At 65.6% G+C, this 14,257-nt stretch carries 18 protein-coding genes; 11 read left to right on the forward strand and 7 right to left on the reverse strand.

Annotated features, from left to right (window positions below):
- Nucleotides 1-158: 158 nt before the first annotated feature.
- Nucleotides 159-665 (reverse strand): Dps family protein, encoded by a 507-nt coding sequence (locus KBW95_RS21915; RefSeq protein ID WP_211526273.1) that lies wholly within the window; start codon nucleotides 663-665, stop codon nucleotides 159-161.
- A gap of 160 nt (nucleotides 666-825) precedes the next feature.
- Here KBW95_RS21915 and KBW95_RS24770 point away from each other — a divergent pair, with 160 nt between their 5' ends.
- Both KBW95_RS24770 and KBW95_RS21920 read left to right on the forward strand, forming a co-directional pair.
- A complete protein-coding gene (locus KBW95_RS24770; RefSeq protein ID WP_267875491.1) occupies nucleotides 826-948 on the forward strand; it encodes a hypothetical protein in 123 nt (40 codons plus the stop codon).
- Nucleotides 945-1,730, forward strand: coding sequence for a hypothetical protein (locus KBW95_RS21920; protein WP_211526275.1), 786 nt, complete (start codon nucleotides 945-947; stop codon nucleotides 1,728-1,730). The genes KBW95_RS24770 and KBW95_RS21920 overlap by 4 nt, the downstream gene beginning before the upstream one ends.
- On the opposite strand, the gene KBW95_RS21925 is transcribed toward KBW95_RS21920, so the two are convergent.
- The 3 genes from KBW95_RS21925 to KBW95_RS21935 are packed head-to-tail and all read right to left on the reverse strand — an operon-like array spanning nucleotide 1,727 to nucleotide 3,649.
- Nucleotides 1,727-2,152 (reverse strand): thioesterase family protein, encoded by a 426-nt coding sequence (locus tag KBW95_RS21925; protein ID WP_211529340.1) that lies wholly within the window; start codon nucleotides 2,150-2,152, stop codon nucleotides 1,727-1,729. The two genes, KBW95_RS21920 and KBW95_RS21925, sit on opposite strands and share 4 nt — an antisense overlap.
- A 12-nt stretch (nucleotides 2,153-2,164) precedes the next feature.
- On the reverse strand, nucleotides 2,165-3,121 hold the full coding sequence (gene hslO / locus KBW95_RS21930; protein ID WP_211526277.1) for an Hsp33 family molecular chaperone HslO: 957 nt from the start codon (nucleotides 3,119-3,121) through the stop codon (nucleotides 2,165-2,167).
- A gap of 3 nt (nucleotides 3,122-3,124) precedes the next feature.
- On the reverse strand, nucleotides 3,125-3,649 hold the full coding sequence (locus KBW95_RS21935; protein ID WP_211518816.1) for a gamma carbonic anhydrase family protein: 525 nt from the start codon (nucleotides 3,647-3,649) through the stop codon (nucleotides 3,125-3,127).
- 146 nt (nucleotides 3,650-3,795) lie between these two features.
- On the opposite strand from KBW95_RS21935, the gene KBW95_RS21940 reads away from it, so the two are divergent.
- Nucleotides 3,796-4,734 (forward strand): alpha/beta fold hydrolase, encoded by a 939-nt coding sequence (locus KBW95_RS21940; protein WP_211529341.1) that lies wholly within the window; start codon nucleotides 3,796-3,798, stop codon nucleotides 4,732-4,734.
- Here KBW95_RS21940 and KBW95_RS21945 read toward each other — a convergent pair.
- Nucleotides 4,715-5,839 carry a sensor histidine kinase KdpD gene (locus KBW95_RS21945; RefSeq protein WP_211529342.1) on the reverse strand — a complete coding sequence of 375 codons (1,125 nt, stop codon included), beginning with the start codon at nucleotides 5,837-5,839 and terminating at the stop codon, nucleotides 4,715-4,717. The two genes, KBW95_RS21940 and KBW95_RS21945, sit on opposite strands and share 20 nt — an antisense overlap.
- 248 nt (nucleotides 5,840-6,087) lie before the next feature.
- Between KBW95_RS21945 and KBW95_RS21950 the strand changes: the two genes are divergently transcribed.
- Complete coding sequence (locus KBW95_RS21950; RefSeq protein WP_211529343.1) at nucleotides 6,088-6,921, forward strand: 3',5'-nucleoside bisphosphate phosphatase; 834 nt, start codon at nucleotides 6,088-6,090, stop codon at nucleotides 6,919-6,921.
- Nucleotides 6,922-7,145: 224 nt separating this feature from the next.
- Entirely contained in the window at nucleotides 7,146-7,355 is a 210-nt protein-coding gene (locus KBW95_RS21955) for a cold-shock protein (RefSeq protein ID WP_211526280.1), read from the forward strand.
- Between the two features lie 78 nt (nucleotides 7,356-7,433).
- Here the strand turns inward: KBW95_RS21955 and KBW95_RS21960 are convergent, their stop codons facing one another.
- Together KBW95_RS21960 and KBW95_RS21965 are read right to left on the reverse strand one after the other, a co-directional pair.
- Complete coding sequence (locus tag KBW95_RS21960) at nucleotides 7,434-8,687, reverse strand: sodium:proton antiporter (RefSeq protein WP_211529344.1); 1,254 nt, start codon at nucleotides 8,685-8,687, stop codon at nucleotides 7,434-7,436.
- Between the two features lie 18 nt (nucleotides 8,688-8,705).
- Nucleotides 8,706-8,996 carry a hypothetical protein gene (locus KBW95_RS21965; protein WP_211526282.1) on the reverse strand — a complete coding sequence of 97 codons (291 nt, stop codon included), beginning with the start codon at nucleotides 8,994-8,996 and terminating at the stop codon, nucleotides 8,706-8,708.
- A gap of 172 nt (nucleotides 8,997-9,168) precedes the next feature.
- Between KBW95_RS21965 and KBW95_RS21970 the strand changes: the two genes are divergently transcribed.
- From KBW95_RS21970 to KBW95_RS21995, 6 genes are all read left to right on the forward strand, one after another.
- Nucleotides 9,169-9,585, forward strand: coding sequence for a CopG family transcriptional regulator (locus KBW95_RS21970; RefSeq protein WP_211526283.1), 417 nt, complete (start codon nucleotides 9,169-9,171; stop codon nucleotides 9,583-9,585).
- 10 nt (nucleotides 9,586-9,595) lie between these two features.
- Nucleotides 9,596-10,699, forward strand: coding sequence for a PHB depolymerase family esterase (locus tag KBW95_RS21975; RefSeq protein WP_229429943.1), 1,104 nt, complete (start codon nucleotides 9,596-9,598; stop codon nucleotides 10,697-10,699).
- Nucleotides 10,700-10,787: 88 nt separating this feature from the next.
- Entirely contained in the window at nucleotides 10,788-11,663 is an 876-nt protein-coding gene (htpX, locus tag KBW95_RS21980; RefSeq protein WP_211526284.1) for a protease HtpX, read from the forward strand.
- Nucleotides 11,664-11,690: 27 nt separating this feature from the next.
- A complete protein-coding gene (locus tag KBW95_RS21985) occupies nucleotides 11,691-12,314 on the forward strand; it encodes an L-threonylcarbamoyladenylate synthase (protein WP_211526285.1) in 624 nt (207 codons plus the stop codon).
- Between the two features lie 64 nt (nucleotides 12,315-12,378).
- A complete protein-coding gene (locus KBW95_RS21990; protein WP_211526286.1) occupies nucleotides 12,379-13,035 on the forward strand; it encodes a site-2 protease family protein in 657 nt (218 codons plus the stop codon).
- Between the two features lies 1 nt (nucleotide 13,036).
- Nucleotides 13,037-14,251 (forward strand): tryptophan--tRNA ligase, encoded by a 1,215-nt coding sequence (locus KBW95_RS21995; RefSeq protein WP_211529345.1) that lies wholly within the window; start codon nucleotides 13,037-13,039, stop codon nucleotides 14,249-14,251.
- The last annotated feature ends 6 nt before the right edge of the window (nucleotides 14,252-14,257 follow it).

Genomic DNA, 14,257 nt, shown 5'->3' on the forward strand with positions numbered 1-14,257 from the left:
CGGGGGGGGGGGGGGGTGGGGCCGCCGGGGGGCGGGGGGGGGGGCCCCCCCCCCACCCCCAAAACCCCCCCCCCCCCCCCCCGGGGGGGGGGGGGGGCCGGCCCCCCCCCCCCCCCCCCCGACGCGTCCAGGCCGCTCGTGACGATCCCGATGCCCTGTCAGGGCGAGGACGCATCCCCCTGCATATGCCCCTTGCCGTGCTCCAGGAAGGCGCGCAGCATCCACGCATTCTTTTCATGGATCTCCATGCGGGTGGTCAGCATGTCCGCCGTCGGGTAATCGTCGATCTCGTCCGCGATGCGCACGCTGGCGCGCAGGGTACGGATCAGGATTTCCTGGCCTTCGACCAGCTGGCGGATCATCTCGCGCGGATCCGGCACGCTCGGTTCTTCCGTAATGCTCGACAGCTCCGCATAGCGCTTGTACGTCCCCGGCGCGTAGTGGCCCAGGGCGCGGATGCGCTCGGCGATGTCGTCCAGCGCATTCCACAGCTCGGTGTACTGCTCCTGGAACATCACGTGCAAGGTCTGGAACATGGGGCCGGTCACGTTCCAGTGAAAGTTATGGGTCTTCAGGTAGAGCATGTAACTGTCCGCCAGCACTGTCGACAGCGACTCCACGATCTTCGCGCGGTCGTCGGTGCTGATGCCAATATCGATGTCCATCGTGCTTCCTCCTTGATGTCGAAGAACTAACAGCTTAGCACCGGCGCGGCCATGCTGCCGGACCGCATCCCGGTTCATTCCCGGGCCGTGAAAATTGGTGGATTTATTCCGCCGCGCAGCCGCTACACTTCCGCACTTGTCAATACAACAAAGGAAGTGCATGAAACTGCAGTTGCGTGAGAGGGGGATGAGCTACCTGACGCCGCTCAAGGACAAGGGCTGGGACGACGACAGCCTGGTCGTGTATGAATTCCAGCATGAGAAGGAAGGCGCGACGCCATGATCAATTTGCTGTTGAAGGAAACCGCAGCGAGCAGCCGATTCAAGCGATCGCTTCCCATTTTCATTGCCATTGCCTCACTCATCGGCGCACAGATCGCATGCGCCCAGGAGACCCCGGAGCCCGAACGCGTCATCAACGTCAAGGCGCGCAAGAATCCGGGCGACCTCGACTATCGCTTCTTCTTCAAGGGCCAGCAGGAGGCCTTGTCCTATATGGCGCCGGAACCGCGCCTGCTCGATTTCCTGTTCCGCATCTCCTTCGTGGAATTATCCGAGAACGCGCGCGACAGCTATGTCCCGCCGCCGCATGCGGTGACGGTCGTGAGCGAGTCAGTCGAGGAAGAGGTGCCGGTGCGGCGAGGCGGGTACTTCGTACTGCCCGACCTGCCGAAGGCCTACGAAGAAGACGGCACGATCATGTTCAAGGAGCAGAGCAAGCGGCGCAGCATCAACGTCCTCTACCAGTTGCGCCTGGGACCGGAGCAGCGCCTTTCCTACGCCGATTTCGGCAAGGCGCTCGCGGAATTCAAGGCGATGCAGAAGCGCATCCCGATCTATAAGCTGAAGTTCGTCCACGTCAAGTTCGCCAAGGCCGAGGGCCTCCGGGCCTGCTTCCGCGAGCCGGGCGGGACGGTAACTGTCGATGGCGGGCCCATTGCGGCGACCACAGGCTTGTGCACCGAACTCACATTCGATCCGGCGAGGGCGAGCGGCGGCGAGATCGTCTTCGACGGCCCACTGGATATCGTGCTGGTGGGCGAAGTGGGCAAGGAGGGACGCTAGCCGGCGAGCGTGGCCAGCACTTCCCTGACCGCGGCCGGAATCGGCGCCGAGGTATTGCTGCGCCGGTCGACATACACGTGCACGAAATGGCCGGCCGCCGAGGGCAGGGGCTCGTCGTTGCGGTACAGGCCGATCTCGTAGCGCACGCTGGAATTGCCCAGCTTGGCGACACGCACGCCGACGTGGACCGTGTCGGGGAAGGAAATGGAGCTGAAGTAGGAGCAGCTGGTCTCCACCACGAAGCCGACGATCTCGTCCTTGTGGATGTCGAGCACGCCGCGGTCGATCAGGAAGCGATTGACCGCGGTGTCGAAGAAGCTGTAGTAGTTGACGTTGTTGACATGCCCGTAGCTGTCGTTGTCCATCCAGCGCGTCGGCAGGGCGAGGAAATGGGCGAAGGCGCTGCGGGGCGTGTCACGCATCGTCGAGCTTTCTTAGTGGGTGCTGCCGCTCGGCGGCATCAGGGTCTGCACCGGGCTTTCGGTGCTGAACAGCTGGGCGCAATCCACCTTGTCGAAGGAGTAGTGCTTGCCGCAGAAGTCGCAGTTGATGCCCAGTTCGCCCAGTTCGGACAGCGCGGAATTCACTTCTTCCTCGCCCAGCATCTTGAGCATGTTGCCGACCTTGTCGCGGGTGCAGCTGCAGTGGAACTGCGGGTGCGCCGGATCGAACACGCGGATGGTCTCTTCCCAGAACAGGCGGTTGAGCAGGGTCTGGATATCGGTGCTCAGCATCTCTTCGCGCTTCAGGGTCTGGCCCAGCATCACGGCGCGGTTCCAGGTCTCCAGGTCTTCCTCTTCGGTCGCCTGCTTGGTCTGGCCTTCCACGCCGCTGTGGCGCGGCAGCTTTTGCAGCAGCAGGCCGCGCGCGATCTTGTCGTCGGCGGCCAGCCACAGGCGGGTGTCCATCTGCTCCGAGCGCAGCATGTAGTTCTCGATCACGGTCGCCATGTCGTCGCCGACCAGCGGCACCACGCCCTGGTAGGGCTGCTGGCCCGGCACTTTATCGGCCGGGTCGAGCGTGATCACGAAACGGCCCTTGCCGTGCACGTTGAACAGGTCGCGCAGGCTCGCGGCATCAGGGATCTCGGCTTCCGGCGCCAGCTTGGCCGTGGCGCGGATGCGCAGCTGGGCGTCGCACTCGACCACCAGCAGGCGCACCGGGCCGTCGCCGTGGATCTGCATGATGATGGAACCGTTGAACTTCAGGTTCGCCGACAGCAGGGCGCCAGCCGCGACCATTTCGCCCAGCACCGCGCGCACGGCCTTGGGATAGGCATGGCGCGCCTGGATCTCGCGCCAGGTGTCCGAAATCTCGACCAGCTCGCCGCGCACGGCGGCGTTGTCGAAGATGAATTTTTGCAGGGTGTCCCTGGTGTCTTGAGTCGTCATTTCTTATCCGATTTTCTTGAGCTGCGCCTTGAACAGCTGGCCGCGCGCCACATAGCTGGCGGCGCTGCCCTGCAGGCGCGTTACGTCTTCTTCCGTGAGGGTGCGCACCACCTTGGCGGGCGAACCGAGGATCAGCGAGTGGTCCGGGAACTCCTTGCCTTCGGTAACCAGGGCGCCGGCGCCGACCAGGCAACCCTTGCCGATCTTCGCGCCGTTGAGCACCACGGCCTGGATGCCGATCAGCGAACCGTCGCCCACCGTGCAGCCATGCAGCATGGCCTGGTGGCCGATGGTCACGTTCTTCCCGATCGTGAGCGGGTAGCCCATGTCCGTATGCATCACCGTGCCTTCCTGGACGTTGCTGTTCTCGCCGATGGTGATGCGCTCGTTGTCGCCGCGGATCGTGGCGCCGAACCAGACCGAGGCATTCGCCTCGAGGGTCACCTTGCCGACCAGGGTGGCCGAATCGGCCACGAAGGCCGACGCATCGATCTCGGGGGCATGCTCGCCCAGCTGGTAAATCGCCATGGATGTGCTCGCGGAAGGGTTGATATACCGCTATTTTACCCCCTGCGCTTTCGCATCGTCCGACTGGCGGCAGATGGGGACGGGGCGAGCGAAATCAACCGTTCCTCTATATAATCATGCGAACGACCGTACTATTTTGAAATGACATGAAACCGTCCCGTTCCGAATTCCTCACCGTGCGCGGCCTGCGCACCCACGTCCGCCACTGGGGCAGGGAGGGCGCGCCCAAGCTCTTCATGCTGCATGGCTGGATGGATGTCTCGGCCTCCTTCCAGTTCGTGGTCGATTGCCTGCAGGGCGACTGGCACGTGATCGCGCCGGATTGGCGCGGTTTCGGGCTGACCGAGAATACGCGCTCGGACACCTACTGGTTCCCTGATTACGTGGCCGACCTCGACCGGATCCTCGACCATTACGCGCCCGGTGAAGCCGTGAACCTGCTGGGACACAGCATGGGCGGGAATATCGCGGGCATCTATGCCGGCGTGCGGCCGCAGCGGGTCGGCAAGCTGATCAACCTGGAAGGCTTCGGCCTGCCGGCCACCCGGCCGTCCCAGTATCCAGGGCGCGTGGCGAAGTGGCTGGACGAGCTGCGCGAACCGCCTGAAATGCGCGGCTACGCCAGCCTGGCTGAGGTCGCGGGGCGGCTGCGCAAGACCAATCCGCGTTTGTCGGAGGAGCGCGCGGCCTTCCTGGCCGGGCACTGGTCGGCCCAGGGCACGGATGGGCAGTGGCGCATCCTGGGCGATCCGGCGCACAAGATGCACGGGCCGCTGCTGTACCACGTGGAAGAGATCATGGCCTGCTGGAGCGCGATCACGGCGCCGGTGCTGTGGGTAGAGGCCGAGGACACCGACATGTGGCGCTGGATGGGGCCGAAGGAGCAGGCGAGGGCGGAGATCGACCGGCGCATGGGGCATTTGCGCGAGGTGACGGCGCGCATGGTGCCGGCGGCGGGGCATATGCTGCACCATGACCAGCCGGAGATGCTGGCGGGGATGGTGGAGGACTTCCTGGCGGCCGAAGGCCTTGCACAGGCCGGGTCCGGGCCTCGGCGCGATGGTGTTACTGCCGGGGAATCCTGACGGTAAACGCCGTGCCGTTCACCTCATCGGAGTCCACGACGATATCGCCGCCGTGCGCCACTGCGATCTGTTTCGCAATGAACAGGCCCAAGCCGAGGCTGCTCGCTGGCCTTGCATTGCCTTCCTTCGCGGGAAGCTGGACCAATGATGTGAACAGATGAGGCAAGGCCTCCTTCGGAATGGCGGGCCCCCGGTTCTCCACTCGTAGCAGCACGTCGTCGTTCTGGCCAACGATCTTGATATCGATCGGTTTTCCGGGCGTCCCATATTGCGCGGCATTGTTTGCAAGGTTGGTCAAGAGTTGCTGGAGACGGGCCCGGTCGAAGGTCCCCATCAACTCACCGGTCGCATGCAGGTCGAACCGGGCATCCGGATGCGCGGCCTGGGCGTCTTCGACAGCCCATTGGCACATTTCCAGGAGGTCGCATTCTTTAGGTTCGATGGGAATCCCCTCGCCTAACTGGGTACGTGCAAGTCCCAGCAGGTTGTCGACCATGCCGCTCATCGTGGCTGCGCCGCGTTTGACGCGGACGCCGATCTGCCGGACGCGGTCGTCGAAGGCGCCGGGCCTTGCCAGGTAAGTGCCCGCCGTCGCGGTCGCCGCCAGCGGACCGCGCAGGTCGTGCCCCAGAATGGCCAGGAAGGTGTCCCGCGTCTCGTGGAGTTTATCCGAGTAGGCAACGGCGGCGTCGGCGAGCGATTGATCGATCGCCTCGTTAAAACGCATCATGTCCTCGGCATGCCGGGCTGAAAATACACCGCAGTCTTGCTGCCACAACTTGAGCACGCTCGCTCGCAGGGCGCGGTATTCGGCGATCAGTTGCAGCAGCGTAAAGCCGCTGGCGAAACGGAGCTTGCCGTGAATGACGGAGGCGCTATCGTCCGTCCCCGGCGCGGACGTTCTTCCATGCGATTTTCGCTCCGTCTGTTCCGCGGACTCCTCACGCTGGATGTCCCGTGCAACGAATTCAAGGATTTGCTTCGCGTGATCGCGCAGTTCGAGACTGGACATGTTGTCCGCGACTGCGCCGAAACTCGTGGCGAACGCCTCCCATTCCACCAGGAGCTGCTCCATATGGTCGGTGATGAATGCTGAAATCGTCATGGTGTGCCACCTCGGGGCTGGATGGGCGGAGGGGCAGAGCAGGCGCCCTCATCGAAGCATGCAGCTTACCCTACATTTCCTGCCGATCCGTTTCTGGGGCATGTGGAAGAAGCGGCCGCAGCGGTCGCCACTCGCCCGGGGCCCCATGCGGCAGCCTCGCCGACGCGGATCGAGGCGCGTCGGGCGCCGCAAAGCGCGTACAATGCTTCGTTTCAGAACGCGTTATTGCATATGTGCTTTTCGGGACCATGTTGAAAGTCGACCTCCACTGCCATTCCAACGTCTCCGACGGCGTGCTCGCACCGGCCGCGGTGGCCGCCTACGCCCGCAAGGGCGGCGTGGACGTCTGGGCACTGACCGACCACGACGAGGTCGGCGGCATCAAGGCGGCGCGCACGGCCGCGAACGAGCTGGGCATGCGCTTCGTGGCCGGTGTCGAGATCTCGGTAACGTGGGCCAGCGAGACCGTGCACATCGTCGGCCTGCGCATCGACGAAGACAACCGCGCCCTGATCGACGGCCTGGCCGCCACCCGCAACGGCCGCGAAGCACGTGCCCGCGAAATTTCCGCCCAGCTCGAGCAGGCCGGCATCCCCGGCGCCTACGAGGGCGCGCTCAACTACGTAGGCAATCCGGACCTGATGTCGCGCACCCACTTCGCCCGCTACCTGGTCGAGATCGGCGTTTGCGGTTCGACCTCGGAAGTGTTCCGCCGCTACCTTACCGAAGGCAAGCCGGGCTATGTGCCGCACCGCTGGGCCTCGCTGGAGGATGCGGTGGGCTGGATCCGCGGCGCCGGCGGCATTCCCGTGATCGCCCATCCGGGCCGCTACAAGTTCAGCGAGACGGCGCAAGGCGCGCTGTTCGACGCGTTCCGCCAGCTGGGCGGCAACGCGATCGAGGTCGTGACCGGCAGCCATACGCCCGACCAGTACGCCACCTATGCCGAACTGGCGCGCCGCTACGGCTTCCTGGCTTCGCGCGGCACCGATTTCCACGCCCCCGGCGAGGCGCGCGTCGAATTCGCCGAGCTGCCGCCGCTGCCGGCCGGCCTCACGCCCGTCTGGCACGATTGGTTCTGAACAAGTGTGCGGACGGCAAGTTCTGCACTCAGCAGTAAAAAATCTGCGAAATGATTAGGCGAACCGGGTGCTGTCCTGTATCTTTGATCGGGCACTACATCAAGTCGTCTCGTTGGTCTCTCTCCCGTCTTGCCTTTGGGCAGTCCTGTTTGATTCCCTACTTTGTACCCGCTTGCTTGCATGTGCGTTTCGGCATTTTGCCCAATTCACTCAAGGTTCTTAACATGACTACTCAAACCGGCACCGTCAAATGGTTCAATGACTCCAAGGGCTTCGGCTTCATCACCCCTGACGCAGGCGGCGGCGACCTGTTCGCGCACTTCAAGGACATCCAGTCGGACGGCTTCAAGAGCCTGGCCGAAAACCAGCGCGTCTCTTTCGAGCGCGCCAATAGCCCGAAGGGCGAGAAGGCCAGCAACATTCGCGCGATCTGAGCGCAGCCGGATGCCCGCGGGCATCTGGAATAGACAAGCCCGCCTCGGCGGGCTTTTTTCTTCCATGGACCGCCAGGCTCAGTCCCAATAGCGGTCCAGCAAGGCCTTGACGCTGGCGCCGTGCACCACGATCGACAGGATGATCGTGGCCAGCGTGATCGTGACCAGCTCGCGGGCGAGCGCAGCCGGCACGCCGTGGTTGATGGCATACATCAGGTAATAGATCGAACCGATGCCGCGCACGCCGAACCAGGCGGCGATGGCGGCTTCGCGGGTACCGGTGCCCGAACCGGCCAGGCTCAGCACGACGCTGAGCGGGCGCGCCACGAAAATCAGGAAGACAGCCACCAGCCAGGCCCGCGGCGAGAACAGGTCCGCGGTCATCGCGCCGCCCAGCAACAGCACCAGTCCCAGCTCGGACAGGCGTTCCAGATGCTCCTTGAAGACCAGGCTGCCATGGCTGACCGTGGCCTGCCCGCTGGCGCCGGCGTCGCCATGGACCAGCCCGTGCCCGTCCGGCGGCGCCTCGGTCAGGCGCCATTCGGTCTGGCGCAGGGCCACGCCGGCGAAGAACACCGCCAGGAATCCCCATCCGCCCAGCAGCAGGGCAATGCCGTAGGCCAGGGCGATCAGGCCAAGGCCGAGCAGGTCGTCGAGCAGCTGGTGGCCGGGATGGTGGCGCCGGATGACGTAGCTGCAGCCCGCCATCGCCGCGCCGCACACCAGGCCGGTGCCGACGCCGACCAGGGTGGCGAGCAGGGCGTCTTCCCAGAACCAGTGGGCCAGGTCGGGCCCTTCCAGCCCCAGCAGCAGGCCCAGCACCACGAAAGGAAAGGCGGTGCCGTCGTTCATGCCGGCTTCGCAGGTCAGGGCGAAGCGCAGGGAGTCCTTGTCGCCCGCATGGCGCAGCTGCACGTCGGTGGCAAGGACGGGATCCGTGGGGGCCAGCATGGCGCCCAGCAGGATGGCCGCTCCGGCCGGCAAGCCGAGCACCGCCGCGGCGAACACGGCGCACAGCGCCACGGACAGGCTCATCGCCACCACCGCCAGGCGCAGCGACACCGCCCAGCGCCGCAGGTTGAAGGGTACCGGCAGCTTGACGCCGGCGGAGAACAGCGAGACCAGGATCGCGACTTCGGTCAGGGTCTCGAGCAGGGGCGCTTCGCGCACGGGATCGAAGGAGAATACCCCCAGCACGGCCGGGCCCAGGACGATCCCGATCAGGAGGTAGATACTGGCCGAGGTGAAGGGCAGGCGCGCGATGGTCGAGCCCCACAGGCCTCGCGCTAGCATCAGGCTGCCGACCAGCACGAACCAGTGTGCGATCTCCATGGGCGGAAGGCCGGCGCCTCAATGCAGCACGGGACTGGACAGCCAGTCCAGGCGTCCGAGCCGGGCCAGCAACTCCCGGGTGCCGTTGCCGCCGTTGGCATCGGTATCGAATTCGTGAAGGTAATACACGCTGGATTCGTAAGTGGCGACCAGCACGCACGGACTGTCGAGCAGGTAGGTGCGTCCCTGCAAGTCCAGGATGGCGTTCTCGGCGCTGCGCGGATCGGTGGTCAGGGTGTCGGTCCATGCGAGGATCGCGCCTTCTCCATCGCGCACATAAATGCGGAAGGTGCCGGATTGCCGTTTCATGCTCGCTTTCCGAAGTCGCCGACGAGGAGGAGAACCCATGGTACACCCCATTTCCACGCCGCGCCGGACGGCAGGCGCGCCGTGCCGGGGGCCAGGAAAGAATCCGGTCCCGCCCCTTGAAATACTCCGGCTATACTCCATATGGAGTATAGAAAACGAAAAGGGGATGGTCATGAAGCTCGTAGCATCGCAACACAAGCTGCCCGACAGCGACAAGGTCACGGTCAATGTCGGCCTGGTCGACCTGGCCCAGCTGGACCTGCTGGTCGAGGAAGGCTTTTATTCCAACCGCACCGATTTCGTGCGCACCGCAATTCGCAACCTGCTGCAGGTCCACGCCGAGACGATCCGGCAAACCGTGGTGCGCAAGCGCTACGTGATGGGCATGCACCGCTACTCGCGCCGCGAACTCGAGCAGGTCGCGGCCGGCGGGCAGCAGCTGGACATCCAGGTGCTCGGCCTGGCCGTCATCGAGGACGACGTCGCTCCCGAGCTGGCCCGCACGGCCATTTCATCGGTCCAGGTCCTTGGCGCATTCGTCGCCCCCCCAGCCGTCAGGGAAGCCCTGGCGGACCGCATTCACATTTAGAAGGACAGGCATGAAACCTATCGATCGCTTTATCTCCCAGATGGTGGAGTCGGCCAGGCTCGCGCAGACGCAGGACGCGTCGGCGGCCACGGCATTGATCCAGAAGGCGCTGGCCGAATCCGGCCTGCTGCCGCATGGCGTCCAGGCGCCCCAGGCGCCTTTCGCCAACCCGGGCCAGGCGCCCTTCGTCGATCTCAACCCGGCGCCCCGATGGAGCGCACGGATGGGCCGCCGACACGCGCCGGGCGCACGCCAGGCCAAAGCGGACCCGCGCGCTCCCGGCCGCTTCATCGATGGCAGCTTCAGCTGCGGCGCCGGCACCCGTCACTACAAGCTCTACATCCCGGCGCAGCCCGCGAAGCAGCCGCGCGCCCTGGTCGTGATGCTGCACGGCTGCACCCAGAACCCGGACGATTTCGCGACCGGCACCGCCATGAACGCGCTGGCCGAGGAGCACGGCTGCCTGGTGCTCTATCCGGCGCAGGACAAGGGCGCCAACCACAACGGCTGCTGGAACTGGTTCGAGACCGCGCACCAGGCGCGCGAGCAGGGCGAACCCGCCATCCTGGCCGGCATGACCCGCCAGGTAATGGCCGAGCATGAGGCCGACCCGGCGCGTGTGTTCGTCGCCGGCCTTTCGGCGGGCGGCGCGATGGCGGCCATCCTGGGCGCCGAATATCCGGACCTGTATGCGGCGGTCGGCGTCCATTCCGGCCTGCCCGCCGGCAGCGCCAGGGACATGATGTCCGGGCTGAAGGCGATGCGGGAGCCGGGCAAGGCGAAGAAGCTGCGCAAGGGCGTAGCGGCGATCGTGATCCACGGCGACGCCGACCACCTGGTCAACGCCGGCAACGGCGAAGCGGTGCTGGGCCAGTTCCTGAAGGCCCAGGCGGCGCCGCTGCACAAGCACAGCGAGGCGCACGACCACGCCGGCCGGCGCTGTACCCGCAGCACCTGGCGCGACGAGGGCGGACGCACCGTACTCGAGCACTGGCAGCTGCACGGCGCCGGCCACGCCTGGTCCGGCGGCAACCCGGCCGGGTCGCATACCGATGCCTCGGGACCGTCCGCCTCTGCCGAAATGCTGCGTTTCTTCCTGGCCCAGGGCGCCTGAGTCCCGCTCTGCCGCGGCGCCCTTGAATTTTCCGCATTGCAGCCCAATCTTGGCATCCTGTCATCGATAGCTGTCAGGAGGCCTTCTCATGAAGCGCATTGTCCTCTTCCTTGCCACCAACCTGGCCGTGGTGCTGGTGGTGTCGCTCGTGCTGAACCTGCTCGGCGTGGGCCGGGCCGTCACGGGGCAGGGGATCGATGTCGGCGCGCTGGCGGTGTTCTCGCTGGTGGTCGGCTTTACCGGCTCCTTCATTTCCCTCCTGCTGAGCAAACCCATGGCCAAGTGGTCGACCGGCGCGCGCGTCATCGACCAGCCGGCCAACTCCACCGAGATGTGGCTGGTCGATACCGTGCGCCGCCTGTCGGAGCGCGCCGGCATCGGCATGCCGGAAGTCGCCGTGTACGAGGGCGAGCCGAACGCCTTCGCCACCGGCGCCTTCAAGAATTCCGCCCTGGTGGCAGTCTCCACCGGCCTGCTGCAGGGCATGAACCGCGACGAGGTCGAAGCGGTGCTCGGCCACGAAGTGGCCCACATCGCCAATGGCGACATGGTCACCTTGACCCTGATCCAGGGCGTGGTCAACACCTTCGTCGTGTTCCTGGCGCGCGTGGTCGGCTACTTCGTCGACAAGGTTCTGCTGCGCAGCGAAGGCGACCGTCCGGGCATCGGCTACATGGTCACCGTCTTCGTGTGCGAGATCGCCTTCGGCATCCTGGCCTCGATCATCGTGGCCTGGTTCTCGCGCAAGCGCGAGTTCCGCGCCGACGCCGGCTCGGCCAGGCTGCTGGGCAGCCCGGTGCCGATGCAGCACGCGCTGGCCCGCCTCGGCGGCCTGGCCCCGGGCGCGCTGCCGCAGTCGATGGCCGCTTCCGGCATTTCCGGCAGCGGCGGCGGCTGGGGCGCCCTGTTCTCGACCCACCCGCCGATGGAGCAGCGCATCGCCGCGCTCCAGTCGCTGCGCTGACCCTGATTCAATAAGAACCGCTGCCTGATGAGCCAATACTTCGAGATCCATCACGAGAACCCGCAACCGCGCCTGATCAAGCAGGCAGCGCAGATCGTCGGTGCGGGCGGGATCGTCGCCATTCCCACCGATTCAGCCTATGCGCTGGTCTGCCGCCTGGACGACAAGGCGGCCGTGGAAAAGCTGCGCCGCATCCGCGGCGTCGACGACAAGCACCACCTGACCCTCCTGGTGCGCGACCTGTCCGAGATCGCTCTCTACGCGCGCGTCGACAATGCCCAGTACCGTCTGCTCAAGGCCACCATGCCGGGACCCTATACGGTGATCCTCGAAGCCACGCGCGAACTGCCGCGCCGCCTGTCCCACCCGTCGCGCAAGACCATCGGCCTGCGCGTGCCGGAAAACCGCATCACCCTGGCGCTGCTGGAAGAACTGGGCGAGCCGCTGATCGGCACCACCCTGCAGCTGCCCGGCGACGACCACATGCTGTCCGATCCGGAAGAGGTGCAGGAACGCCTCGGCAAGCAGATCGAGCTGGTGATCGACGGCGGCGCCGGCACCCTGGAACCCACCACCGTGGTCGACCTGACCGGGCCTGCGCCGGAGCTGGTGCGCGAGGGCAGGGGAGACCCGTCCGCGTTCGGCCTCTGAGGCCGCATTCCCCCACCTTTTCGCCTGCCGGCCTGCCCGGCGGGCGCTCTGTTAGAATTCCCTTATGGATCCAGAAATTGTACGCAACATCGCAGTCTACGCACTGCCCGTTCTTTTTGCGATTACCCTGCACGAAGCCGCCCACGCCTATGCCGCCAAGTACTTCGGCGATAACACCGCCTATTCACAGGGGCGCATGAGCCTCAATCCCCTGGTGCACATCGACGTGCTGGGCACCATCGTCATTCCCATCGCGCTCTACCTGACCAGCGGTTTCGTGTTCGGCTACGCCAAGCCGGTGCCGGTGGACTTTTCCCGCCTGCGCAATCCCAAGAAGCAGATGGCCTGGGTGGCGCTCGCCGGTCCCGGCGCGAACTTCCTGATGGCCTTCCTGTGGCTGGTGATGGCGGCGCTGCTGGTCGCCTTCCAGGTGAACGAAGCCTTCCCGCACAAGGTGGCCCAGGCCGGTGTGTTCACCAACCTGCTGATGTTCGCCTTCAACCTGTTCCCGATTCCGCCGCTGGATGGCGGCCGCGTCGTCACCAGCCTGCTGCCGCACCGCCTGGCCTACAAGTTCGCGGCGATCGAGCCGTACGGCTTCTTCATCGTGCTGGCGCTGATCTTCTTCAAGCTGCTGGGCTTCTGGGTGATCCCGGTGATGGCGCTCGGCGAGATCATGCTCAAACTGATCGCTTCGCCCTTGTATTTACTTTTGAGCTGACATGTATCCCGACCGCGTCGTCTCCGGCATGCGCCCGACGGGCGCCCTGCACCTGGGGCACTACCATGGCGCGCTGAAGAACTGGATCACCCTGCAGGCCGAGCATCCCTGCCTGTTCTTCGTCGCCGACTGGCACGCGCTGACCACGCACTACGACGACCCTGGCATCGTCGAGCGCAGCACCTGGGACATGGTGATCGACTGGCTCGCCGCCGGCATCGACCCGTCCCAGGCGACCATCTTCATCCAGTCGAAAGTCCCGGAGCACGCGGAACTGCACCTGCTGCTGTCGATGGCCACGCCGCTCGGCTGGCTCGAACGGGTGCCGACCTACAAGGACCAGATCGAGAACCTGGCCAGGAATCGGGCAAATACGGACCTCGCCACCTACGGCTTCCTCGGCTACCCGCTGCTGCAGGCCGCCGATGTCCTGATCTACCGCGCCAGCATGGTGCCGGTGGGCGAGGACCAGCTGCCGCACGTCGAGATGATGCGCGAGATCGCACGCCGCTTCAATCACATCTACGGCAAGGAAAAGGGCTTCGAAGAGAAGGCCATGGCGGCCGTGAAGAAGCTGGGCAGCAAGCGCGCCAGGCTGTACCTGGAGCTGCGCACCGCCTACCACCAGGAAGGCGAGACCGACGCCCTGGAGCAGGCGAAGGCCATGCTGGACGACGCCGGCAGCCTGTCGAACATCGACCGCGAGCGCCTGTTCGGCTACCTGGAAGGCAGCCGCAGGATCATCCTGGCCGAACCGCAGGCCTTGCTCACCGAGTCGTCGCGCCTGCCGGGACTGGACGGCCGCAAGATGTCCAAGAGCTACGGCAACGCGATCGGGCTGCGCGAGGAGCGCGGCAGCGTGGAAAAGAAGATCCGCACCATGCCGACCGACCCGGCGCGCGTGCGCCGCCTTGATGCGGGCGATCCGAAGCGCTGCCCGGTGTGGCAGCTGCACGAGGCGTATTCGGATGCGCCGACGCGCGAATGGGTGGTGAAGGGCTGCACCAGCGCCGGCATCGGCTGCATCGAGTGCAAGCAGCCGGTCATCGACGGCGTGCTGGCCGAGCAGGAACCGATGCGCGAACGCGCCCAGCCCTACCTGGACGATCCGACGCTGGTGCGCGCGATCGTGGCCGACGGCTGCGACAAGGCGCGCAAACTGGCGCAGGAAACGATGCGCGATGTGCGCGAAGCGATGGGGATTTCCTACACCTGAAGATGA

Source organism: Massilia sp. ZL223 (assembly GCF_018119395.1).
Classification (GTDB): Bacteria; Pseudomonadota; Gammaproteobacteria; order Burkholderiales; family Burkholderiaceae_D; genus Telluria.

Excerpts from the sequence above, each read along its gene's own strand:
- KBW95_RS21995 (WP_211529345.1), top strand. The coding sequence starts at position 13,037 with ATGTATCCCGACCGCGTCGTCTCCGGCATGCGCCCGACGGGCGCCCTG.
- KBW95_RS21970 (WP_211526283.1), top strand. The coding sequence starts at position 9,169 with ATGAAGCTCGTAGCATCGCAACACAAGCTGCCCGACAGCGACAAGGTC.
- KBW95_RS21955 (WP_211526280.1), top strand. The coding sequence starts at position 7,146 with ATGACTACTCAAACCGGCACCGTCAAATGGTTCAATGACTCCAAGGGC.
- KBW95_RS24770 (WP_267875491.1), top strand. The coding sequence starts at position 826 with ATGAAACTGCAGTTGCGTGAGAGGGGGATGAGCTACCTGACGCCGCTC.
- KBW95_RS21975 (WP_229429943.1), top strand. The coding sequence starts at position 9,596 with ATGAAACCTATCGATCGCTTTATCTCCCAGATGGTGGAGTCGGCCAGG.
- KBW95_RS21925 (WP_211529340.1), bottom strand. The coding sequence starts at position 2,152 with ATGCGTGACACGCCCCGCAGCGCCTTCGCCCATTTCCTCGCCCTGCCG.
- htpX (WP_211526284.1), top strand. The coding sequence starts at position 10,788 with ATGAAGCGCATTGTCCTCTTCCTTGCCACCAACCTGGCCGTGGTGCTG.
- KBW95_RS21940 (WP_211529341.1), top strand. The coding sequence starts at position 3,796 with ATGAAACCGTCCCGTTCCGAATTCCTCACCGTGCGCGGCCTGCGCACC.
- hslO (WP_211526277.1), bottom strand. The coding sequence starts at position 3,121 with ATGACGACTCAAGACACCAGGGACACCCTGCAAAAATTCATCTTCGAC.
- KBW95_RS21985 (WP_211526285.1), top strand. The coding sequence starts at position 11,691 with ATGAGCCAATACTTCGAGATCCATCACGAGAACCCGCAACCGCGCCTG.
- KBW95_RS21915 (WP_211526273.1), bottom strand. The coding sequence starts at position 665 with ATGGACATCGATATTGGCATCAGCACCGACGACCGCGCGAAGATCGTG.
- KBW95_RS21950 (WP_211529343.1), top strand. The coding sequence starts at position 6,088 with ATGTTGAAAGTCGACCTCCACTGCCATTCCAACGTCTCCGACGGCGTG.
- KBW95_RS21920 (WP_211526275.1), top strand. The coding sequence starts at position 945 with ATGATCAATTTGCTGTTGAAGGAAACCGCAGCGAGCAGCCGATTCAAG.
- KBW95_RS21935 (WP_211518816.1), bottom strand. The coding sequence starts at position 3,649 with ATGGCGATTTACCAGCTGGGCGAGCATGCCCCCGAGATCGATGCGTCG.
- KBW95_RS21990 (WP_211526286.1), top strand. The coding sequence starts at position 12,379 with ATGGATCCAGAAATTGTACGCAACATCGCAGTCTACGCACTGCCCGTT.
- KBW95_RS21965 (WP_211526282.1), bottom strand. The coding sequence starts at position 8,996 with ATGAAACGGCAATCCGGCACCTTCCGCATTTATGTGCGCGATGGAGAA.
- KBW95_RS21960 (WP_211529344.1), bottom strand. The coding sequence starts at position 8,687 with ATGGAGATCGCACACTGGTTCGTGCTGGTCGGCAGCCTGATGCTAGCG.
- KBW95_RS21945 (WP_211529342.1), bottom strand. The coding sequence starts at position 5,839 with ATGACGATTTCAGCATTCATCACCGACCATATGGAGCAGCTCCTGGTG.